This is a genomic window from Stenotrophomonas sp. Ker107b, assembly GCF_053847245.1.
On the sequence record NZ_JBSPHX010000001.1, the window covers coordinates 1,783,591 to 1,805,992 of the forward strand.

Annotated in this window: 19 protein-coding genes; 14 read left to right on the forward strand and 5 right to left on the reverse strand. The window is 66.1% G+C overall.

Annotated elements, in window-relative coordinates:
- Window positions 1-232 precede the first annotated feature (232 nt).
- The 7 genes from ACWV8V_RS08095 (at window position 233) to ACWV8V_RS08125 (ending at window position 4,825) form a co-directional block, all read left to right on the forward strand.
- A complete protein-coding gene (locus ACWV8V_RS08095; RefSeq protein ID WP_455899425.1) occupies window positions 233-490 on the forward strand; it encodes a hypothetical protein in 258 nt (85 codons plus the stop codon).
- Window positions 491-492: 2 nt separating this feature from the next.
- A complete protein-coding gene (locus tag ACWV8V_RS08100; protein WP_019185943.1) occupies window positions 493-855 on the forward strand; it encodes a GntR family transcriptional regulator in 363 nt (120 codons plus the stop codon).
- Window positions 852-1,727, forward strand: a complete 876-nt coding sequence (locus ACWV8V_RS08105) for an ABC transporter ATP-binding protein (RefSeq protein WP_259261580.1) — start codon at window positions 852-854, stop codon at window positions 1,725-1,727. Before ACWV8V_RS08100 ends, ACWV8V_RS08105 begins: the two co-directional genes overlap by 4 nt.
- On the forward strand, window positions 1,724-2,755 hold the full coding sequence (locus tag ACWV8V_RS08110; RefSeq protein WP_455899426.1) for a hypothetical protein: 1,032 nt from the start codon (window positions 1,724-1,726) through the stop codon (window positions 2,753-2,755). The genes ACWV8V_RS08105 and ACWV8V_RS08110 overlap by 4 nt, the downstream gene beginning before the upstream one ends.
- A gap of 27 nt (window positions 2,756-2,782) precedes the next feature.
- The gene (locus ACWV8V_RS08115; RefSeq protein ID WP_455899427.1) at window positions 2,783-3,667 is read left to right on the forward strand and encodes a GIN domain-containing protein; all 885 of its coding nucleotides are present in this window, start codon (window positions 2,783-2,785) and stop codon (window positions 3,665-3,667) included.
- A gap of 30 nt (window positions 3,668-3,697) precedes the next feature.
- The gene (locus tag ACWV8V_RS08120; protein WP_259261577.1) at window positions 3,698-4,306 is read left to right on the forward strand and encodes a YggN family protein; all 609 of its coding nucleotides are present in this window, start codon (window positions 3,698-3,700) and stop codon (window positions 4,304-4,306) included.
- Between the two features lie 93 nt (window positions 4,307-4,399).
- Window positions 4,400-4,825 (forward strand): hypothetical protein, encoded by a 426-nt coding sequence (locus ACWV8V_RS08125; protein WP_121037947.1) that lies wholly within the window; start codon window positions 4,400-4,402, stop codon window positions 4,823-4,825.
- Window positions 4,826-5,001: 176 nt separating this feature from the next.
- On the opposite strand, the gene ACWV8V_RS08130 is transcribed toward ACWV8V_RS08125, so the two are convergent.
- Window positions 5,002-6,414 carry a class II fumarate hydratase gene (locus ACWV8V_RS08130; RefSeq protein ID WP_455899428.1) on the reverse strand — a complete coding sequence of 471 codons (1,413 nt, stop codon included), beginning with the start codon at window positions 6,412-6,414 and terminating at the stop codon, window positions 5,002-5,004.
- Between the two features lie 295 nt (window positions 6,415-6,709).
- Here ACWV8V_RS08130 and ACWV8V_RS08135 point away from each other — a divergent pair, with 295 nt between their 5' ends.
- The 7 genes from ACWV8V_RS08135 (at window position 6,710) to lpdA (ending at window position 17,589) form a co-directional block, all read left to right on the forward strand.
- The gene (locus tag ACWV8V_RS08135; protein ID WP_259261575.1) at window positions 6,710-8,032 is read left to right on the forward strand and encodes a hemolysin family protein; all 1,323 of its coding nucleotides are present in this window, start codon (window positions 6,710-6,712) and stop codon (window positions 8,030-8,032) included.
- Between the two features lie 37 nt (window positions 8,033-8,069).
- Window positions 8,070-9,437 (forward strand): adenylosuccinate lyase, encoded by a 1,368-nt coding sequence (purB, locus tag ACWV8V_RS08140; protein ID WP_259261651.1) that lies wholly within the window; start codon window positions 8,070-8,072, stop codon window positions 9,435-9,437.
- Window positions 9,438-9,502: 65 nt separating this feature from the next.
- Window positions 9,503-10,906 (forward strand): ribosomal protein uL16 3-hydroxylase, encoded by a 1,404-nt coding sequence (locus tag ACWV8V_RS08145; RefSeq protein ID WP_259261574.1) that lies wholly within the window; start codon window positions 9,503-9,505, stop codon window positions 10,904-10,906.
- A 14-nt stretch (window positions 10,907-10,920) separates the two neighbouring features.
- On the forward strand, window positions 10,921-11,829 hold the full coding sequence (locus ACWV8V_RS08150) for a GNAT family N-acetyltransferase (protein ID WP_455899429.1): 909 nt from the start codon (window positions 10,921-10,923) through the stop codon (window positions 11,827-11,829).
- Between the two features lie 185 nt (window positions 11,830-12,014).
- Complete coding sequence (locus ACWV8V_RS08155; protein WP_123730799.1) at window positions 12,015-14,846, forward strand: 2-oxoglutarate dehydrogenase E1 component; 2,832 nt, start codon at window positions 12,015-12,017, stop codon at window positions 14,844-14,846.
- A 43-nt stretch (window positions 14,847-14,889) separates the two neighbouring features.
- Window positions 14,890-16,092, forward strand: a complete 1,203-nt coding sequence (gene sucB, locus ACWV8V_RS08160; RefSeq protein WP_121037965.1) for a dihydrolipoyllysine-residue succinyltransferase — start codon at window positions 14,890-14,892, stop codon at window positions 16,090-16,092.
- 60 nt (window positions 16,093-16,152) lie between these two features.
- The gene (gene lpdA, locus ACWV8V_RS08165; RefSeq protein WP_121037968.1) at window positions 16,153-17,589 is read left to right on the forward strand and encodes a dihydrolipoyl dehydrogenase; all 1,437 of its coding nucleotides are present in this window, start codon (window positions 16,153-16,155) and stop codon (window positions 17,587-17,589) included.
- A gap of 143 nt (window positions 17,590-17,732) precedes the next feature.
- Here lpdA and ACWV8V_RS08170 read toward each other — a convergent pair whose 3' ends face one another.
- The 4 genes from ACWV8V_RS08170 to asnB all read right to left on the reverse strand — a co-directional run bounded on the left by ACWV8V_RS08170 (window position 17,733) and on the right by asnB (window position 22,402).
- Window positions 17,733-17,948, reverse strand: a complete 216-nt coding sequence (locus ACWV8V_RS08170) for a hypothetical protein (RefSeq protein ID WP_259261571.1) — start codon at window positions 17,946-17,948, stop codon at window positions 17,733-17,735.
- A 192-nt stretch (window positions 17,949-18,140) separates the two neighbouring features.
- Window positions 18,141-19,565, reverse strand: a complete 1,425-nt coding sequence (locus tag ACWV8V_RS08175) for a replicative DNA helicase (RefSeq protein WP_455899430.1) — start codon at window positions 19,563-19,565, stop codon at window positions 18,141-18,143.
- A gap of 214 nt (window positions 19,566-19,779) precedes the next feature.
- On the reverse strand, window positions 19,780-20,340 hold the full coding sequence (locus ACWV8V_RS08180; RefSeq protein ID WP_455899431.1) for an NADPH-dependent FMN reductase: 561 nt from the start codon (window positions 20,338-20,340) through the stop codon (window positions 19,780-19,782).
- Window positions 20,341-20,458: 118 nt separating this feature from the next.
- Window positions 20,459-22,402, reverse strand: a complete 1,944-nt coding sequence (asnB, locus tag ACWV8V_RS08185) for an asparagine synthase (glutamine-hydrolyzing) (protein ID WP_455899432.1) — start codon at window positions 22,400-22,402, stop codon at window positions 20,459-20,461.

A 22,402-nucleotide genomic window follows, 5' to 3' on the forward strand; every position in this document is an offset into this window, starting at 1 on the left:
CGAGGATCGCCTGAATGCGCCCATGGCTTGCCATACCATTGACATCAATGAATGTGCGCTGGCGGAAAACGTCAGCCCACGCAGACACCTATCCATTTAAATTCAATACGTTACGACCAACGCCTGCCTGTCATATGCCCCCTGCCATCAGTTGGGTACGCCACCCTGTTGACCTTGGGCGTGCCGGTGTTATAGTTGCATACAACACCAGTCACCTAGACAGGGGAAGCCCATGAACCGCATGCGCCACCGCCACTCCGCCACCGCCATCATCGCCGCTTCGGCGCTGCTGCTGCTTGGCTGGTTCGGCCTCCCCTCCGGTGACGCTGGCAGCCCTGCCGCCAGCACCGATATGTTTGAAGGCCCGCAGGACGCAGGCGTCATCGAGGCAGGGAACGCCACTGGCGCCCCCACGCCCCCCCGCCGGCTGCACAGCTCCCTGTCCATGCCTTACTTCTCATTCGCGCAGTCGCTGAACCCACGGAGCTGACCATGAGCGATATTCAATGGAGCGATGGTGCTCCGATCTACCGCCAGCTGAAGGAGCGCGTGATCGCCATGATGCTTGACGGCATCATCAAGCCTGGCGACGCCCTGCCCTCGGTCCGGCAGGTTGCCGCCGAGTACCAGCTCAACCCCATCACCGTATCGCGCGCCTACCAGGAACTGGCTGATGAAGGCCTGGTCGAGAAGCGCCGCGGCCTGGGCATGTTCATGACCGAAGAAGCGGCCACGCAGCTGCGCAGCAGCGAGCGCGACCGCTTCCTCAATGAAGAATGGCCGCTGGTCCTGGAGCGTATCCAGCGCCTGGGCCTGAACCTCGACGAATTGCTGCCCCAGGGGAAATCCTCATGAATGCCGTTGCAAGTGATGTCGTCATTTCCGCTCGAGGCCTGCGCAAGGCCTATAAACAGACCGTGGCGCTGGACAACACCAGTTTCACGATCGCGCCCGGCCGCATCACCGGCCTGATCGGCCCCAACGGCGCCGGCAAGACCACCCTGCTCAAGGCGCTGCTCGGCCTGACCTCGGTAGAAGGCGAGCTGCGCGTGCTCGGGCTGGACCCGACCGAGCAGCGCAACGCGCTGATGAACGAGGTGTGCTTCATCGCCGACGTGGCCGTGCTGCCGCGCTGGATGAAGGTGCGCGAGGCGATCGACTTCGTCGCCGGCACCCATCCGCGTTTCGACCGGGCGCGCTGCGAGCGCTTCCTGGCCTCCACCAAGCTGCACCCCAAGCAGCGCGTACGTGAACTGTCCAAGGGCATGATCGTGCAGTTGCACCTGGCCCTGGTGATGGCCATCGACGCCAAGGTGCTGGTGCTGGACGAGCCCACCCTGGGCCTGGACATCCTGTACCGCAAGGAGTTCTACCAGCGTCTGCTGGAGGACTACTTCGATGAGCAGAAGACCATCATCGTCACCACCCACCAGGTGGAAGAGATCGAACACATCCTCACCGATGTGATGTTCATCCGTGATGGCCGCATCGTGCTCACCACCGATATGGAAGACATCGGCGAACGCTATACCGAAGTACTGGTCTCGGCCGACGCCGTGGAGGCCGCACGCGCGCTCAAGCCGATCGATGAACGCGCCCTGCCCTTCGGCAAGACCGTCCTGCTGTTCGACGGGGTGCCACGCGCCCAGCTCACGCCCCTGGGCGAAATCCGCAGCCCCGGGCTGGCGGATCTGTTCGTGGCCATCATGAAGGGAACCTACGCATGAACACCGTCAACCACCCCATCAGCAAGGCCAGCGCGTTCAAGTGGCTGCTCAAGCGTGAGTACTGGGAAAACCGCGGCGGGTTCCTGTATGCGCCGGTGATCGCCGGTGGCATCTCGCTGGTGATGAGCCTGCTCGGCATCGTGTTCGGCCTGGTCGCCATGCACCGTGCGGTCAAGAGCGGCGGCATCCACCTCAACGACGAAAACGTCAGCATCAACGGCCTGGACCTGAGCCTGCTGACCAGCAAGCTCGATGCCAAGAACCTGCAGGACCTGGCCAATGGCCTGGATCTGACCTTGATCCTGAGCTCGGGCTGGCCGCTGATCGTGCTTGCCTTCGTGGTGTTCTTCTACTGTCTGGGCGCCCTGTACGACGACCGTCGCGACCGCAGCATCCTGTTCTGGAAGTCGCTGCCGCTGTCGGATACGTCCACGGTCCTGTCCAAGGCGCTGAGCGCGTTGTTGATCGCGCCGATCATCGCGGTGATCGCCTCGGCCCTGACCATGTTCGGCTTCCTGGTGATGATCTCCATCGTGGTGATCGCCCACGGCGGCGACCCGATGATGCTGATCTGGGGACCGGCCAGCCCGCTGACCATCATCGCCGGCCATCTGTCCTGGATTCCGGTCTACCTGCTCTGGGCGTTGCCGACCGTCGGCTGGCTGCTGCTGTGCTCGGCCTGGGCCAAAACCAAGCCGTTCCTGTGGGCCGTCATGCTGCCGCTGTTCGCCGGCATCATTGTCAGTACCACCAAGGTCATGACCCTGTTCGACCTGACCGGTGGCTGGTTCTGGAAGCACATCGTCGGCCGCCTGCTGCTCAGCGCGGTGCCGGCCACCGACCAGTTCTACCGCGGTGAATCGATGTTCAGCGGTAACGCCGGCAACATGGACAACCTGGTCAACGAGCTGGGCCCGAGCCATCAGCTGGCTGCCTTCGCGATGCCGGAACTGTGGATCGGTGCTGCCGTCGGCGTGGTGTTCCTGTTCCTGGCCATCCGCCTGCGCCGCCGCGCCGGCGAAATCTGATCCCCGCCCTTCATCGAGGAACCACCCATGATCCGCATGCTCACTGTTGCTTCCCTGCTGTTGCTGCCGCTGACCGCGCTCGCCAATGAACCGCAATGCAAGTTCAACGAAGCCCGTGACCTGAAGCTCGACCTGGCCGGCGCCAAGGCAGTGGTGTTCGAAGTGAACCAGCACGATCTGGTGCTGCAGGCTGGCCCGGGCGCGGCCCAGCTCGGGGGGCGCGCCTGCGCCTCCAATGCGGATTGGCTGCGCGAACTGACCGTGACCCAGCAGAAGGTCGGCGACAAGCTCGTTGTCCGCCTGCAGCGCGACGCCCGCAACACGCTCACCATCAGCGGCAGCAGCTATGCCTACCTGGACATGCGCGGCACCGTACCGGACTCGATCCTGGTGCAGCTCAAGGTCGGCTCGGGCGATGCCAGCGTCACCGGTGCGCACTCGCTGAGCGCCGACGTCGGCTCGGGTGACATCAAGGTTCAGGAGATCAACGGCCTGGTGACTGCAGCGGTCGGCTCGGGCGATGTCATCCTTGACGGTGCCGGTGCGCTGAACCTGCTCTCGGTCGGTTCCGGCGACTTCAAGGCCCGCAACATCCGCGGGGACGCCAAGGTCGGCACGATCGGCTCGGGCGACTTCGAGCTGGATACCGTCGGTGGCAACGTCGAGATCGGCGTGGTCGGCTCCGGTGATACCGATGTGCGAAAAACCAAGGGAAACGTGCGCGTCGGCACCGTCGGCTCCGGCGACACCGACCTGCGCGATATCGGCGGCAGCGTCACCGTGGACCGTCATGGGTCGGGCGATGTCACCGTCCGCGATGTCGGCGGCGACCTGCGCGTGGCCAACAGCGGCAGCGGCGATATCCGCCACAGCAACGTCCGCGGCCGGGTTGAACTGCCGCGCGGCAAGTAAGCCTCTCTTCTCCTCTGACGGATACGCATCATGACGACTCGACTGCTGCTGCCTGCCCTGCTGTTGTGCCTGCCGATCGCGGCCTGTACCGCCCCCGACAGTGGCAAGGGCAAGGCGCCCGCCGACCAGAGCGCCGCCGCCCCGGCGACCAGCGCGCTGGATACCGATGGCATCGGCAAGACCGTACAGGAGGCCACCGACAAGGCCCGCCGGGAGATCAGCCAGGGCAACATCTCCATCGCCAACGGGAAGACGCCGAAGGCGGAGATCAGCCCCCAGGGCGACCTGCTCATCGACGGCAAGCCGGTCACCGTGGACGCTCACCAGCGTGCGCTGCTGCTGGACTACCGCAAGCAGGTCGAGCAGCTCGCCAATGCCGGCATGGAAATCGGCGTCGCCGGTGCCAATCTGGGCGTGAAAGCCGCCGGTGAAGCCATCAAGGGCATGTTCTCCGGCGATACCCAGGGGATCGAGGCACGGGTGAATGAAGAGGCCAAGAAGATCGAGGACCAGGCCCAGAAGCTGTGTGGCCTGCTGCCGGCCATGATGGCGAAACAGCAGGCGCTGGCGGCCGCGCTGCCGGCCTTCCAGCCGTACGCGACGATGGACCAGAGCGACATCGACGACTGCGGCAGGTAATCCCGGCACTGCCTGCGACGATGCGTCGCAGGCAGGCCCTTCCGGGGGCGGGAGGACTACAATCTCCCCTCCCGTCGCATGCGTTGCCTGCTCATGAAGAAGCTGAGTCTGTTGCTGTTCGCCCTGTTCTGCCTGGTTGCCACCGGTTGCGACCAGGAGTATCGCAATCACCGCGCCGAGCGCAGCAAGCCCAAGATCACCGTCAGCGACGGCATGGTTACCGTGCGCCGCGCGCCTGCGCCGAACATCATCATCCTGCCCAACGGGCACATGAAGATCGATGAGATCGAAATTCCGCTCAACGAGGAGCAGCAGGCGATGCTGCAGGGCATGTTCGGCCAGCTGCAGGTGCTGCGCCAGAACACGCTGACCGACGCCCCGCCGGACCCGGCCAAGCGCTCGGTGAAGATCCAGGTCCCCGAGGGCATGCAGCCGATCCCGCCGGACCTGATCACGAAGATTCCGGAATTCAAGGACTACACCGAAACCTTCGGCAACCTGCAGGCCGCTCGCCACTGAGTGTGTGCGCGAGCCCCGCAGTGACCGGGAGGCCCCTGGGCAAATGTCCCCCGTCCGCCGCCTGGCGGCGACGGCCTCCTCCTTGATTTTGCCCTGGGGCCCGCCGGCCGCTACGGGGCTCACGCACAAAAAAACGGGCCTTTCGGCCCGTTTTTCGTTTCAGGTAGTGCGAGCGGTCAACCGCCCCCACCACCACCGCCATGGATGCCACCGGCAGTGAGGGCCGCCGGATCCAGCAGCCTGCGCAGTTCGGCTTCGGACAGGCCACTGTCTTCCTTGGCCACGTCCAGCACCGGGCGTTGTTCCTTATAGGCGCGCTTGGCGATCGCCGCCGCCTTCTCGTAGCCGATGATCGGGTTCAAGGCCGTCACCAGGATCGGGTTGCGATCCAGTGCCTCGCGGACGCGATCCTCGCGCACCTTCAGCCCGGCGATCGCGGTATCGGCGAGCAGACGGGTGATGTTGGCCAGCAGGTTGATGCCATCGAGCAGGTTGGCCGCGATCAACGGCAGCGTCACGTTCAACTGGAAGTTGCCGGTCTGGCCGGCCACGGTGATCGCGGTGTGGTGACCGATCACCTGGGCGCACACCATCACGGTGGCTTCGGGAATCACCGGATTGACCTTGCCCGGCATGATCGAGCTGCCCGGCTGCAGCGCCGGCAGTTCGATCTCGCCCAGCCCGGCCAGCGGACCGGCATTCATCCAACGCAGGTCGTTGGCGATCTTGATCAGTGCCACCGCCAACGCATTGAGCTGGCCGGACAGTTCAACCGCATCGTCCTGTGCGGCCAGGCCTTCGAACTTGTTCTCGGCGCTGTCGAACTTGATGCCGGTCTGCTGCTTGAGCTGCTTGGCCACCAGCGTGCCGAACCGCGGATCGGCATTGATGCCGGTGCCGATCGCGGTGCCGCCCAGCGGCAGGCGCCGCAGCCGCTTGAGGCTGTCCTCGATGCGCTCCTGGGCAGAAGACAACTGCGCCGACCACGCACCGAATTCCTGTTCGAAGGTCAGCGGCATCGCGTCCATCAGATGGGTGCGACCGGTCTTGACCACCTTGCGCAGCGCACGGCCGCGCTTGTCGATGGTCTTGCGCAGGTGCACCAGTGAAGGCAGCAGCTGCTCATGCACGCCCAGCAGCGCGGAAACACGCAGCGCGGTGGGAATCACATCGTTGGAGCTCTGCCCCTGGTTGACGTGATCGTTGGGATGCACCGCGGTCTTGCCGGCCTTGCCCGCGCGGTTGGCGAGCGTGGCGATGACCTCGTTGGCATTCATGTTCGAGGAGGTGCCCGAACCGGTCTGGTACACATCGATCGGGAAGTGCGCGTCGTGGCGACCGTCGGCAACGTCCGCCGCAGCGGCTTCGATGGCCTTGCCGATGTTGCGCGGCAGATAGCCCAGCTCGACGTTGACGTTCGCCGCAGCGCCCTTGACCAGGCCGAGCGCGCGGATGAAACCACGCGGCATACGCTGGCCCGACACCGGGAAATTATCGACGGCGCGCTGGGTCTGCGCGCCCCACAACGCATCAACGGGCACCTGCAGCTCGCCCATGCTGTCGTGCTCAATCCTGAAACCCTTGCTCATTGCATCAACTCCGCACGTCTTTCGTGGATGAAAGGGAACCTGCGGCTGGCAACGGGCCTGATTCCCTGGCTGGCGGCGCACATCACGATACTCTCAAGCGCCGCTGAAACCCAAGAAAGCGACTGATCGGCTAGACTCGGGATTCGTTTCCATTCAGACAGACTGCCGCCCCCATGGGTGACGATCCCGACAGTAGTACCGGGCGTGCCGCCGCGCACGCACCGATGACCGCCCTCGCCGCCCTGGCGACCGCCGGTGCCGTTCTCGCCTTGGCAGCCGTGCTGCGGGGCCGTGGATGATCGGCAACCTCCTGCTCCTTGCACTGGCGCTGCTGCTGGTGGTGCTCAACGGTTTCTTCGTGGCCGCCGAGTTCGCGCTGGTCAAGCTGCGCCACACCCAGGCCGTGGGCCTTGCGGAAAAAAACGGCTGGCGCGGTCGCCTGCTGCTCAACGTGCACGCGCACCTGGATGCGTATCTGTCCGCCTGCCAGCTGGGCATCACGCTGTCCTCGCTGGGCCTGGGCTGGGTGGGTGAACCGGCGTTCGCGCATCTGCTGCAGCCGCTGTTCGATACGCTGGGGTTGACCCCGGAGGCCTCGCGCCTGACCGCTTTCATCATCGCCTTCAGCATCATCTCGTTCCTGCACATCGTGCTGGGCGAACTGGCCCCGAAATCGATGGCGATCCGCCGCCCGGAAGCGATGTCGCTGTGGACGGCCGCACCGCTGTACCTGTTCTACTGGGCGATGTACCCGGCCATCTGGCTGCTCAACAACAGCGCCAACGCGCTGCTCAGAGCGGCCGGCTGGGGGGACGTGGAGCACACCTCGCACCGTTATTCGCGCGAGGAACTCAAGCTCATCGTAGGCCGCCAGCAGCCCACCGGCAGCGCGCCGGACCAGGACCTCACCCTGATGAGCCACGCGCTGGAACTGCCCGAACTGGTGGCCGGCGACCTGATGCGCTCACGCGACCATATGCGCTCGTTCCGCGACGGGATGAGCCTGGCCGACGTCATGGCCGAGTTCGCCGAGAGCCGCTACAGCCGCTACCCCTGGTTCGACCGCGATGGCGAGGAAGTGCTCGGCATCCTGCACATGAAGGACCTGCTGGTGGAAATCGCCCGCGGCCATCCGACCGAGGATCTGCGCCCGCTGCTGCGCCCGGCCAACCTGATCGCGCTGGAGACCCCGGTGCCGCTGGTGCTGGAACGCTTCCGCACCGGCACCACCCACCTGGCACTGTGCGTGGAAGAACACGGCCGCATCCTGGGCTACTTCACCCTGGAAGACCTGCTGGAAGTGGTGGTCGGCGATATCGAGGACGAGCACCCGCATATCGTCAAGGACGCCCCGACGCGCGGCGCGGACGGCACCCTGCTGGTGGCCGGCTCGACCTCCATCTTCCGGCTGGAGCGCCTGCTGGGGCATGACCTGAGCGCGCCCGATCATCTCAATTCGGTCGGCGGGCTGATCGTGCACCAGCTCCAGCGCCTGCCCGAGGAAGGCGAGCAGCTGGAGATCGACGGGCACCTGTTCACGATCAAGCGCATGGCCGGGCACCGGATCCAGGCGGTGACGGTGCGCATGGCACAGGCCGAGGACGCCGGGGCAGCGTAGAATGACGGCCCCCGCTGCCAACGACCTGCGCCCTGCCATGTCCGAATTCGCCCTGCTCGCCCTGTCCCCGCTCGATGGCCGCTACGCCGGCAAGGTCGACGCCCTGCGCCCGATCTTCTCCGAATACGGCCTGATCAAGGCCCGCGTGAAGGTGGAAGTGGAATGGCTGCTGGCACTGGCCAATGAGCCGGGCATCGTCGAACTGGCCCCGTTCTCGGCCGCTGCCACCGCCCGCCTGCGCGCCCTGGCCGACGACTTCGCCCCGGCCCACGCCGCGCGGGTGAAGGAGATCGAGCGCACCACCAACCACGACGTCAAGGCCGTGGAGTACTTCATCAAGGAACAGCTCGCCGCCGATGCCGAGCTGGGCCCGGCGTTGGAGTTCGTGCATTTCGCCTGCACCAGCGAAGACATCAACAACCTCAGCTACGGCCTGATGCTCGAGCAGGCCCGCCGCGAGGTGCTGCTGCCGTCGCTGGACAACATCGCCGGCGTGCTGCGCGCCCTCGCCCACGCCCAGGCTGCCCAGCCGATGCTGTCGCGTACCCACGGCCAGACCGCCTCGCCGACCACGCTGGGCAAGGAAGTGGCCAATGTCGTGGCCCGTCTGGAGCGCCAGCGCCGCCAGATCGCCGCGGTGGAGCTGACCGGCAAGATCAACGGCGCGGTGGGCAACTACAACGCCCACGTCATCGCCTACCCGGACGTGGACTGGCCGACCTTCGCCCAGCGCTTCGTGGAAAGCCTCGGCCTGGTGTTCAACCCGTACACCACCCAGATCGAGCCGCACGACAACGTCGCCGAGATCGGCGATGCCGCGCGCCGCGCCAACATCATCCTGATCGACCTGGCCCGCGATGTCTGGGGCTATATCTCGCTGGGCTACTTCAAGCAGAAGCTCAAGGAAGGCGAAGTCGGCTCGTCGACCATGCCGCACAAGGTCAACCCGATCGATTTCGAAAACGCCGAAGGCAACTTCGGCATCGCCAACGCCCTGTTCGAGCATTTCAGCGCCAAGCTGCCGATCAGCCGCTGGCAGCGTGACCTGACCGACTCCACCGTGCTGCGTGCGGTCGGCACCGCCTTCGGCCACACCCAGGTCGCCCTGGACTCGCTGGCCAAGGGCCTGGGCAAGCTGACCGTGAACCCGGAACGCCTGGACGCCGACCTGGACGCCGCGTGGGAAGTGCTGGCCGAAGCCGTGCAGACCGTCATGCGCCGCCATGGCCTGCCCAACCCTTACGAACAGCTCAAGGCCCTCACCCGTGGCCAGGGCATCACCACCGAGTCGATGCAGGCCTTCGTCGAATCCCTGGAGCTGCCGGCCGACGCCAAGCAGAGCCTGCGCGCCCTGACCCCGGGCGGCTACATCGGCCTGGCGGCGGACCTGGCCAAGGCGATCTGAAGGCATGGGCGTGGCACCGTCGCGCCCCCCCCACTACCCGTCTATACGCTGCAAGGATCTCCCCCATGGCCGCACGCAAGACCAAAACCCCCGTCATCGACATCCAGGCCCGCCCCGGCCTGCCGCTGGGCATGCCCGCTGCCACCTTCCTGCGCGATTACTGGCAGAAGCGACCGCTGCTCATCCGTGGCGCGTTCCCCGATTTCGAAACGCCGGTCCAGCCCGAAGACCTCGCCGGCCTGGCCTGCGAGGAAGGCGCGCTGTCGCGCCTGATCACCCACGACCGCGCCACCGATGGCTGGAGCGTGCGCACCGGCCCGTTCCAGGAAGAAGAATTCCCCGGCATGCCCGACCACGACTGGACCCTGCTGGTCCAGGACGTGGACAAGTGGGACGCCGACGTGCGCGCCCTGATCAGCCACTTCAACTTCCTGCCGCGCTGGCGCATGGATGACGTGATGATCAGCTTCGCCGCCACCGGCGGCTCGGTCGGCGCGCATGTCGACCAGTACGACGTCTTCCTGCTGCAGGCCCATGGCCACCGCCGCTGGCAGATCGATGCCAGCGAATCCATCAAGGGCAAGCGTCCGCCGCTGGACTTCCGCGACGACGTCGAACTCAAGCTGCTGCGCCGCTTCAAGCCGACCCACGACTGGGTGCTGGCCCCGGGTGACATGCTGTACCTGCCGCCGAACGTGCCGCACAACGGCGTCGCCGAAGACCCCTGCCTGACCTTCTCCTTCGGCATGCGTGCCCCGGCCTCGGCCGAGCTGATCAGCGACTACCTCGATACCCTGATCGACGGTGCCGACGAGTCCATCCGCTACCAGGATCCGGACCTGAAGGTGCCCGAGGACCCGAACGAGATCGACGTGGTCTCGATGAACCGCGTGGTCGAGGCGCTCAATGCGATCCGCATGAACGACCCGGACAAGCTGGGCGACTGGTTCGGCCGCTTCATCACCACCTACCGCGCCGCCGGGGAAGTGATGGCGCACGGCGAACCACTGCCGCGCGAAGAGATCGAAGCCGCACTGGGCGCAGGCGTGGAACTGCAGCGCCACCCGTGGGCGCGGCTGGCCTGGCGCCGTGCCAAGCGTGGCGCCAGCCTGTACTGCAGCGGCCTGGACTTCGCCCTGCCGGTCAAGGATGCCCAGGTACTGGCCGGCACCGAACAGATCGGTGCGGCGCTGTACCAGAAGCTCTCGGCCAAGGGCCGTGATGCCGTGCAGGCGCTGGTCGCCGGCGGCTTCTACCAGCTGGTGGACGATGCCGGGTTCGAGGACGAAGACGACTACGTCGCCGAGTACGACATCGTCGACGGCACCGACGCGGTCGAGGTCATCGATGACGAGGCCATCCAGGCCGACGTGCACGAGGTCACCATCCACGACGACGGCATCGAGGTGATCGTCGATTTCGACGACAGCGACGAGGCCGACGGCAAGGACGAGCCCCCGCGCGGCTGATCCGCCCGCCCGCCATGGCCGCCCCCGGTTTCCAGGTTGACGTGGTCGATTACCCGGCGCAGCACGCCGCGCTGCACCGGGTGCGGTTCACCGTGTTCGTCGACGAACAGCAGGTACCGGCCGAGCTGGAGATCGACGCGCTCGATCCCCTGAGCGTGCACGTCCTGGCCCGGGACACCGGCGGCACGCCGATCGGTGCCGGCCGGCTCACCCCGGAGGGCCGGATCGGCCGGATGGCGGTGCTTGCGGCATGGCGCGGCAAAGGGGTCGGCGACGCCCTGCTGCAGGCCCTGATCGATCAGGCCAAAGCTCGTGGCTGGCGCGAGGTCGGGCTGCATGCGCAGCTGCCGGCCCGCGTGTTCTATACCCGGCAGGGCTTCCTGCCCGAGGGCGAGGTCTTCGAAGAGGCCGGCATCGCCCACCAGCACATGCGCCTTGTCCTGTCCGGGGCGGTCGCGATCGACCGGGCCGAGGACGCGGTTGCGATCACCACCGCGCTGGTCCACCGCGCCCGCCGCCAGCTCTGGATCCACAGCCGCCAGCTCGACCCCGGCCTGCTCGATGCACCGCCGGTGCTGGAAGCACTGCGCCGCTACGCCACCGCCCGCTACGACAAACAGGCCTGGCTGATCGTCCACGACAGCGCCGCCATCCGTCAGGCCGGCTCGCCCGTGTTGAGCCTGCTGCAGCGCCTGCCGAGCGTCTTCCGGGTGCGCGAAGTGAGCGATCCGATCGACCGCGCGACGGCATCGGCCTGCCTGCTCAATGACGCCGGCGACTACTACTTTCGTAGTAGCGGGCATCGCTTCGACGGCGAGGCGGGCGTGTCCCAGCCGGCACGTTCGCGGCCGTTGCAGGACGGTTTGCAGCGCGTATGGGAACGTTCGCGTGATTGCAGCGAGCTGCGCGCGCTCGGGCTGTAGCCCACACCCCGGTCCCGAACCTGTCTGGGAATGACACCGCAGGCCCCGCACTGGCCCGTACGGTGCCCCTTCCTGTCTCGATGGGGGTACAATTTGGGGTGTTAGATACCGCCCGCGCAGGGCTATTCACTTTTCCCTGCCGGATCATCGAAGCCTTACCCCACAAGCGAATCCGACTCTCCATCGTGGACAATCAACTGAAGCAGTTTGCGCAATCTTCGCAGCTCGCCGGCGGCAACGCCTCCTATATCGAGGATCTGTACGAGCAGTACCTCGTTTCTCCGGACAGTGTCGATCCCAAATGGAAGACCTACTTCGACGGCTTCCAGGGCCGCGAAGCCGGTGATATTCCGCATTCGGCCGTCATCGCCCACATTGCCGACGCCGCCAGGAATGCCGTCAAGAGCGGCACGGCCGCCGGTGCAGGCGACGAGCGCGAGCGCAATGTCGGTCGCCTGATCACCGCCTACCGTTCGCGTGGTCACATGGCCGCCCGCCTGGACCCGCTGAGCCTGACCGCGCCGACCAATCCGCCGGATCTGGGCCTGCCGTTCCACAGCCTGTCGGAAAGCGACCTGGGCAGTGAGTTCAGCACCGGCGGCGTCGCCGGCCAGCCGCGCATGAAACTGCGCGACCTGCTGGAGCGCCTGAAGAAGACCTACACCGGCTCGATCGGTGCGGAATTCATGCACATCTCCGAGGTCGAGCAGCGCCAGTGGCTGTACCAGCGCCTGGAACTGGCCGGTGGCAGCTACAACCTGGACGCGGACACCCAGCGCCGTACCCTGGAGCGCCTGACGGCTGCCGAGGGTCTGGAGCGCTACCTGCACACCAAGTACGTCGGCCAGAAGCGCTTCTCGCTGGAAGGCGGCGATGCGCTGATCCCGATGATGGACACCATCATCCGTGACGCCGGCAAGGATGGCGTCAAGGACGTGGTGATCGGCATGGCCCACCGCGGCCGCCTGAACGTGCTGGTCAACACCCTCGGCAAGAGCCCGCGCAAGCTGTTCGACGAGTTCGAAGGCAAGTTCGAGCACGACGACCACGCCTCCGCCGGCGACGTGAAGTACCACATGGGCTTCTCCGCCGACGTCTCCACCCCGGGCGGCGCCGTCCACCTGGCGCTGGCGTTCAACCCGTCGCACCTGGAAATCGCCGACCCGGTCGTGGCCGGCAGCGTGCGCTCGCGCCAGGAACGTCGTGGCGATACCGCCCGCAAGCAGGTGATGCCGATCCTGATCCACGGCGACGCGGCCTTCTCCGGCCAGGGCGTGGTGATGGAGCTGTTCCAGATGTCCCAGGCCCGCGGCTTCGCCGTCGGTGGCACGGTGCACATCGTGGTCAACAACCAGGTCGGTTTCACCACGTCCAACCCGCTGGATACGCGCTCCACGCGCTACGCCACCGACGTGGCCAAGATGATCGCCGCCCCGGTGCTGCACGTGAACGGCGACGATCCGGAAGCCGTGGTGTTCGCTGCCCAGTTGGCCTTCGAGTTCCGCCAGAAGTTCGCCAAGGACGTGGTCATCGATCTGATGTGCTACCGCCGTTGGGGCCATAACGAGGCCGACGAACCGGCGATCACCCAGCCGCTGATGTACCAGGTGATCCGCAAGCACCAGACCACCCGCGAGCTGTACGCCGCGGCGCTGGAAGCTGCCGGCGTGATCGAAGCCGGTGGCGGCAAGGCGCTGGTCGATGCCTACCGCAACAAGCTCGATGCCGGCGAAGTCACCACCGAGCTGGCCCAGGTCGAAAAGACCCCGGCCACCAGCAAGATGTACGTGGATTGGCCCAAGCTGCTCAACGGCAAGCTCTCCGACGCGGTTTCCACCGCGGTCGGCATGGAGAAGGTCAAGCAGCTGGCGCAGATGATCAACACCGTGCCCGAAGGCGTGGAACTGCACTCGCGCGTGGCCAAGGTCTACGACGACCGTCGCAAGATGGCCGCCGGCGAGATCCCGGGCGACTGGGGCTTTGCCGAGAACCTGGCCTACGCCACGATCCTAGACGAAGGCAACAACCTGCGCCTGGTCGGCCAGGACGTGGGCCGCGGTACGTTCACGCACCGCCACGCGATCCTGCACGACCAGAAGACCGACAACTACTACCTGCCGCTGCGCCAGCTGGTCGAGTCGCCGGAACAGGCCACCATCATCGATTCGCTGCTCAGCGAAGAAGCGGTGATGGCCTATGAGTACGGCTTCTCCACCACCGATCCGAACACCCTGTGCATCTGGGAAGGCCAGTTCGGCGATTTCGCCAATGGCGCCCAGGTCGTGATCGATCAGTTCATCGCGGCCGGCGAAGCCAAGTGGGGCCGTATCACCGGCCTGACCCTGCTGCTGCCGCACGGTTATGAAGGCCAGGGCCCGGAGCACAGCTCCGCGCGTCTGGAGCGCTTCCTGCAGCTGTGCGCGCTGGAGAACATGCTGGTCTGCGTGCCGTCGACCCCGGCGCAGGCGTACCACATGCTGCGTCGCCAGATGCGCATGACCACCCGCAAGCCGCTGATCGTGATGTCGCCCAAGTCGCTGCTGCGCCACAAGCTGGCCGTGTCGACCCTGGACGAACTGGCCAACGGCGAGTTCCAGCATCTGATCGGCGATGCCAACGCAGACGCCAAGAAGGTCAAGCGCGTGGTGCTGTGCTCGGGCAAGGTCTACTACGACCTGCTGGAAGACCAGACCAAGCGTGGCCAGGACGATGTCGCCATCATCCGCGTGGAGCAGCTGTATCCGTTCCCGCGCGTGGCACTGGCAGCAGAGCTGAAGAAGTACGGCAAGGCGGCCGATGTGGTGTGGTGTCAGGAAGAACCGCAGAACCAGGGTGCCTGGTACCAGATCCGTCACCACCTGCAGGCGTGCCTGGCCGATGGCCAGAGCATCCATTACGCGGGTCGCGCCCGTTCGGCATCGCCGGCCGCTGGACACATGGCTGACCACATCATCGAACAGCAGAAGCTGATCGCCGATGCCCTGGTCAACCCGTTCAACGACTCGGTCGCTGAATAACTCTCCCCCTCATTCTAGAAAAGACAAACCAGGAAGCTCCCGCATGGCCACCGAAGTCAAAGCCCCGGTACTGCCCGAATCCGTCGCCGACGGCACCATCGCCACCTGGCACAAGAAGGTCGGCGATGCCGTCAAGCGCGATGAAAACCTGCTTGATCTGGAAACCGACAAGGTCGTCCTGGAAGTGCCGTCGCCGGTCGACGGCGTGCTGAAGGAGATCAAGTTCGAGGTGGGCGCCACCGTGACCTCCAGCCAGGTTGTGGCGATCATCGAAGAAGGCGCCGTGGCCGATGCTCCGGCACCGGCCGCTGAAGAGAAGAAGGCCGAGGCCGCACCGGCCAAGGCGGCTGCTCCGGCTGCTGCCGCCGCGCCGGCACCGGCGGCCAAGTCCGCTGCCGATTCGCTGCCCCCGGGCGCCCGCTTCACCGCCATCACTGAAGGCGTGAACCCGGCCGACGTGGACGGCACCGGCCGCCGCGGCGCGGTGACCAAGGAAGACATCGTCAACTTCGCCCGCAACGGTGGCGCCGGCAAGTCCGGTGGCGCACGTCCGGAAGAGCGCGTGCCGATGACCCGCATCCGCAAGCGCATCGCCGAGCGCCTGATGCAGTCCAAGAACGGCACCGCGATGCTGACCACCTTCAACGAGGTCGACCTGTCCAAGGTCTCGGCCGCGCGCAAGGATCTGCAGGACGAGTTCGTCAAGGCCCACGGCATCAAGCTGGGCTTCATGAGCTTCTTCGTGAAGGCCGCCGCCAACGCCCTGCAGCGCTTCCCGCTGGTCAATGCCTCGATCGATGGTGACGACATCATCTATCACGGCTACTCGGACATCTCGATCGCCGTGTCGACCGAGAAGGGTCTGGTGACCCCGGTCCTGCGCAACGTCGAGCGCATGTCGTTCGCCGACATCGAAAAGACCATCGCCGACTACGCCAAGAAGGCCCGTGACGGCAAGCTGAGCCTGGAAGAACTGCAGGGCGGCACCTTCACCGTGACCAACGGCGGCACCTTCGGCTCGCTGCTGTCGACCCCGATCATCAACCCGCCGCAGAGCGCCATCCTGGGCATGCACGCCATCAAGGAGCGTCCGATCGCCCAGAACGGCCAGGTCGTGATCGCGCCGATGATGTACCTGGCGCTGTCCTACGATCACCGCATCATCGATGGCAAGGACTCGGTCCAGTTCCTGGTGGACATCAAGAACCAGCTGGAAAACCCGGGCCGCATGCTGTTCGGCCTGTAAGACCTCCCACCCCTCCGCGCCTGCGCGGAGGGGTTCTGGTAAAGAAACAAGGAACTATCAATGGCTGAACAATTCGACGTCGTCGTCATCGGTGCCGGTCCGGCCGGCTACCACGCCGCCATCCGCGCCGCGCAGCTGGGTCTGAAGACCGCCTGCATCGACGCTGCGCTGGGCAAGGACGGCAAGCCGGCCCTGGGCGGCACCTGCCTGCGCGTGGGCTGCATCCCGTCCAAGGCGCTGCTGGATTCCTCGCGCCAGTTCTGGAACATGGGCCACATCTTTGGCGACCACGGCATCAGCTTCAAGGACGCCAAGATGGACGTCGAGGCGATGGTTGGCCGCAAGGACAAGATCGTCAAGCAGTTCACCGGCGGCATCGCCATGCTGTTCAAAGCGAACAAGGTCACCGCGTACTACGGTTTCGGTGAATTGCAGCCGGGCAACATCGTCAAGGTGAAGCAGCACGACGGCTCGGAAGTCGAGCTGAAGGGCACCAACGTCATCATCGCCGCCGGTTCGGATTCGATCGAACTGCCGTTCGCCAAGTTCGACGGCGAGACCATCGTCGACAACGTCGGCGGCCTGGACTTCACCGAAGTCCCCGCCCGCCTGGCCGTGATCGGTGCCGGCGTGATCGGCCTGGAACTGGGCAGCGTCTGGAAGCGCCTCGGTTCGGAAGTGACCATCCTGGAAGCCCTGCCGGACTTCCTGGCCGCGGCCGATGCCGAAGTGGCCAAGACCGCCTTGAAGGAATTCAAGAAGCAGGGCCTGGACATCCGCCTGGGCGCCAAGGTCTCCAAGGCCGAGGTGACCGGCAAGGGCAAGAAGAAGGAAGTCGCCCTGACCTACACCGATGGTGAAGGCGAGAAGAGCCTGATCGTGGACAAGCTGCTGGTGGCCGTTGGCCGTCGCGCAGCCACCAAGGGTCTGCTGGCCGAAGGCACCGGCGTCAAGATCAACGAGCGTGGCCAGATCGAAGTGGACGCGCACTGCCACACCGGCGTCAATGGCGTCTGGGCGGTCGGTGACTGCGTGCGCGGCCCGATGCTGGCGCACAAGGGCTTCGAAGAAGGCATCGCCGTGGCCGAGCTGATCGCGGGCCTGCCGGGCCACGTCAACTTCGACACCATCCCGTGGGTCATCTACACCGAGCCGGAGCTGGCCTGGGTCGGCAAGACCGAGCAGCAGCTCAAGGACGAAGGCATCCCGTACAAGGCCGGCAGCTTCCCGTTCGCCGCCAACGGCCGTGCCGTGGCGATGATCGAGCCGACCGGCTTCGTGAAGGTCCTGGCGCATGCCGAGACCGACCGCATCCTGGGCATGCACCTGGTCGGCGCGAATGTCTCCGAGCTGGTGCACGAAGGCGTGCTGACCATGGAGTTCAGCGGTTCGGCCGACGACCTGGCGCGCATCTGCCACGCCCACCCGTCGCTGTCGGAAGTGGTGCATGACGCCGCCATGGCCGTGAGCAAGCGCGCGATCCACAAGGCCAACTGAGCCGTGTTGGTGGCGTAACGAAAAACCCCGCCTCGGCGGGGTTTTTTGTGGGCGACAGGTAGTGCCGGCCGCTGGCCGGCTCCACGCCATCCCGACAGAAGAGCAGCCGGCCAGCGGCCGGCACTACCCGATCGCGGTGTTGTTCAGGCCGTCGCCGTGCGCCCGCCGCCCAGGACCCGCGCCGGCAGCATCAACAACGCGCCCAGGAAGGCGAACAGCGCCGAGAAGGTGATCCCCACCAGACGGAACGGCAGGCTGATCAGCCACACGAACGGCCACGCCACCAGGGCCAGGATCGCCAGCGGCCAGCACAGCACGAACAGCAGGCACCACACGCCCAAGGCGAACAGGGTCTTCATCGCAGGTCTCCGTTGGCGGCACCCTGCCGCCCGGCGACCACCATCGCGCCCTGCCCGGGCGCACTGCAACCGGTTTGCGACGAAGCCCGGGATACGCCGATGAAACGGCAGAGCCGGCCACTGGCCGGCTCTGCACGATGACAATTCCATAGGAGCCGGCCAGCGGCCGGCACTACCGTAACGCCGTCGGCGTTACTCGAATGAACCCACCGAATCGTGCGACAGGTTGTCGAACCGGGTGTATTCGCCGAAGAATTTGAGCTTGCACGAGCCGGTCGGGCCGCCTCGGTGCTTGCCGATGATGATCTCGGCCAGGCCCTTGTCCGGCGAGGTTTCCTTGTTGTAGTAGTCGTCGCGGTAGATGAACACGATCATGTCCGCATCCTGCTCGATAGCGCCGGATTCACGAAGATCGGCCATCACCGGGCGCTTGTCGGTACGCGTTTCCAGCGAGCGGTTGAGCTGGGAGAGCGCGATGACCGGCACGTTGAGTTCCTTGGCCAGGCCCTTCAACGAACGCGAGATCTCCGAGATTTCGGTCGCGCGGTTTTCGCTGTTGCCCGGCACGCTCATCAGCTGCAGGTAGTCGATCACGATCAGGCCCAGGTCGTGCTCGCGCTTGAGGCGGCGGCACTTGGAACGCAGGATTTCCGGCGACACGCCCGGCGTATCGTCGATGAAGATCTTGGTTTCCTTCAGCATCCGGATCGCACCGGTCACCCGGCTCCAATCCTCATCTTCCAGCTGGCCGGTACGCAGGCGCTGGGCGTTGATGCGGCCGTTGGAGGAAATCAGACGCATCGCCAGCTGCGAGGCCGACATTTCCATCGAGAACACCGCCACGCCCTTCTTGGACTTGATCGCGGCGTACTCGGCGATGTTCAGCGCCAGCGTGGTCTTGCCCATGGCCGGGCGCGCAGCCAGGATGATCAGATCGGTCGGCTGCAGGCCGGCGGTCATCGCATCGAAATCGGTATAGCCGGTCGGCAGGCCGGTGATGTTGCCGCCGTTCTCGAAGCGGTTGCGCAGCTCTTCGAACGCGTCTTTCAACGCGCCGGGCATCGCCACGAAATCGGTGCGCCCGCGCGCGCCCTGCTCGGCGATCGCGAACACGGATTTTTCCGCTGCCGAGAGCAGCTCGCTGCTTTCGCGGCCTTCGGGCTGGAAGCCGTCGTTGACGATGTCGGTGCCGACCTGGATCAGCTGACGCAGCACCGCCTTGTCACGCACGATCTCCGCGTAGGCACTGATGTTGGCGGCCGACGGCGTGGTGCTGGCCAGCTCGATCAGGTACGCGCCATCACCGACCAGCTCCATCTTCCCCTGCGATTCGAACCACTCGCCCAGGGTCACCGCATCGAACGGGCGGTCACGTTCGGACAGCTCGCGGATCGCGCGGTAGATCATCTGGTGATCGCGGCGGTAGAAGTCGGTTTCGGTCAGCTGGTCGTTGACCCGGTCATAGCTCTCCGGGGCCAGCATCAGCCCGCCCAGCACCGCCTGTTCGGCCTCGATCGAATGCGGCGGCACGCGCAGGGCGTCGATGCGCATCTCATCGCGATCAAAGCGGTCACCGCGGTCTCTGCGGTCGGAACGGAAGCCAGAACGGGCGGACATGGGGGGCGTACTTCCTGCAGTGTGAGGCGTAGGACATGGTAGGCACGCGGGGCGCCCCGCAGCCATGCACAAACCTGTGGATAAACAGTGGATGAGCTGGGGATACCGGCGCCTGCCGGTACGATCGGCCGGGGCCGTCGCATCGCGTGCGACGGACGCCCTTGCGACGTCCGTCCATGCCATTATCGCAGATGCATGACCCCCTCGCGGTGGATCAGTGCGTACCGCCGTGGGTGCCGACCCAGGCAATGAACGTGTCCACGAAGCCCTGCAGGAAGTCCTTGGTGCCCTCGTTGCTGATCGCGCCGTGGGCGTCGATCAGCCCTTCCTTGAAGTGCAGGAAGGCCTCGGGCTGGCCCAGCACCGGCATGTCCAGGTAGGCCAGGATGTTGCGCAGGTGCTGTTGGGCCAGCGCCGTGCCGATCACCCCGATCGAGGCGCCGATCACTGCCGCCGGCTTGCCGGCAAAAGCGCTGTCGCCATACGGGCGCGAGCCCAGGTCGATGGCGTTCTTGAGCACGCCCGGGACCGAGCGGTTGTATTCGGGGGTGACGAACAGCACCGCATCGGCATCGCGGATCTGCTGCTTCAGGCGCACGCCCTGGATGGGGTAATCCTTGTCGAAATCCTGGTTGTACAACGGCAGGTCGCCGATCTCCACATAGGAGAACACCGCCTTGCCGGCGGCCAGTTTCTCCAGCGCGTGGGCCAACGCCTGATTGTGCGAGCCCTTGCGCAGGCTGCCGACCAGTACGGCGATCTTGTATTCGGCCATCACGTTCGCTCCGTTGGGGGAAAGGCCCAGCCTAGGCGGGCCCACCTTCGGCAACGGTGAAGGCGTCGTCAGCCACCCGATGGGTGGCTGCATTACGTCCGCACCCGAACGCGTGGCGCTACGCGCGCGTCAAATCGGCGCGTGCGTTGCGCCAATGCGCCTGCCAGGCCTGGAACATCAGCACGTTCCACAGATGCGTGTGCCACTTGCGCTCGCCCTGCTTGAACTGCTGCCACAGCGGGGCGACCGCTTCGACGTTGAACACGCCCTCCTCGGCCAGCCGCGCCGGATCCAGCAGTTCATCGGCCCAGCCACGCAGGTCGCCCTTGAGCCACGCGCTGACCGGGGCCCCGAAGCCGCGTTTGGGCCGGTGCACCATATCCTGCGGTACATAGCGGCCCAGCACGCGCTTGAGCAGGTACTTGCTGACGCCATCGCGCTGTTTCATCGCCATCGGCAGCGACCAGGCGAACTCGGCCACCCGCCAGTCCAGCAGCGGTGCACGTGCCTCCAGGCTGACCGCCATGCTGGTGCGGTCCACCTTGCACAGCAGATCATCGGGCAGATAGGTACTGAAATCGGCCAGCATCATTGCGTCCGCCGGCGAGCCGGCACCATGCAGCGGATCGGCCAGGTCGTAGAAGCTGCCGGCCGCCTGTGCACCGCGAACGGCCGCCACCGGATCGCGCCAGCGCGAAATGCGGTTGCGGTAAACATCGCCAATCCCGCGCGCGCCCGATTCGGCCAGCAGCGCGGCCAGCCCGCCCGTGCGCGAGGCCTCGCCTTGCGTATGCGCATGGCTGGCCATCCAGCGGCGGAGCGGCGCCGGCACCTTGCCCAGCAGGCGCCAGTTGCGCATCGCCCGCTGGTAACGGGTGTAGCCGAAGAACAGTTCATCGCCACCGTCGCCGGACAGCGCCACAGTCACGCCCTGCCGCGCCAGCTTGGCAACCAGCGCCGTGGGCACCTGCGAGGCATCGGCGAAGGGTTCATCGAACATCGCCGGCAGGCTGGGCACCACCGCGAGCGCGTCGGCACCGCTGACATACAGCTCGGTGTGATCGCAGCCCAGGTGCTGGGCCAGCGACTTGGCCAGCGGCGCCTCGTCATGATCCGAGCCGGTGAAGCCGATGCTGAAACTGTGCACCGGCTGGCTCGACTGTGCCTGCATCAAGGCGGCCACCACCGAGGAATCGGTGCCGCCGGAGAGGAAGACGCCGACCGGCACATCGGCCACCATGCGCAGCGCCACCGCGTCGCGCAGCACGGAATCCAGACGTTCTTCGGCCTCGGCATCGTTACCGGTGAACGGCGCGACCAGGGCCTGCTGCATGCGCTCGCGCGCGTTCCAGAACGGCTGCTGCAACTGGTCCGGGCGATGCGCGGTAGCACCGGCGGCTACCGCCTCAGCATCCAGCCGCAGCACGCGGCCGGGCATCAGCTTGAAACAGCGTTCGTGGATGCAGTGCGGCGCGGGAATGTAATCCAGCCGCAGCAGCAGGGTGAGCGCATCGCGGTCGACCTCGTTGTCGAAGGCCGGGTGCTGCCACAGGGCCTTGAGCTCGGAGCCGAACACCAGCGTTTCGCCAGCCCAGCCGTAGTAAAGCGGCTTCTTGCCGACCCGGTCGCGGGCCAGCCACAGGCAGCGCTCGGCGCGGTCCCACAAGGCGATGGCGAACATGCCGTTGCTGCGCTGCAGGGTCTCGTCGAAGCCCCACTCGGTGATCGCCGCGAGCAGCACTTCGGTATCCGAGTGGCCGCGGAAGCCGTGGCCCAGCGCTTCCAGCTCGGCGCGCAGCTCGGCGAAGTTGTAGACCTCGCCGTTGTAGGCCAGCACATAACGGCCATCCACCGAGGTCATCGGCTGATGGCCCAGCGGCGAAAGATCCAGGATGCTCAGCCGGCGGTGCGCCAGCGCGATGCCGGCCGAGGCATCGGCCCACACCCCGCTGTCATCCGGGCCACGGTGCACCAATGCGTCGCCCATGCGCCGCGCCTGTTCTTCCAGTGCTGCCTGCTCCCTTGCCGGAGCGGGCAGCAACATGCCTGCCAATCCACACAT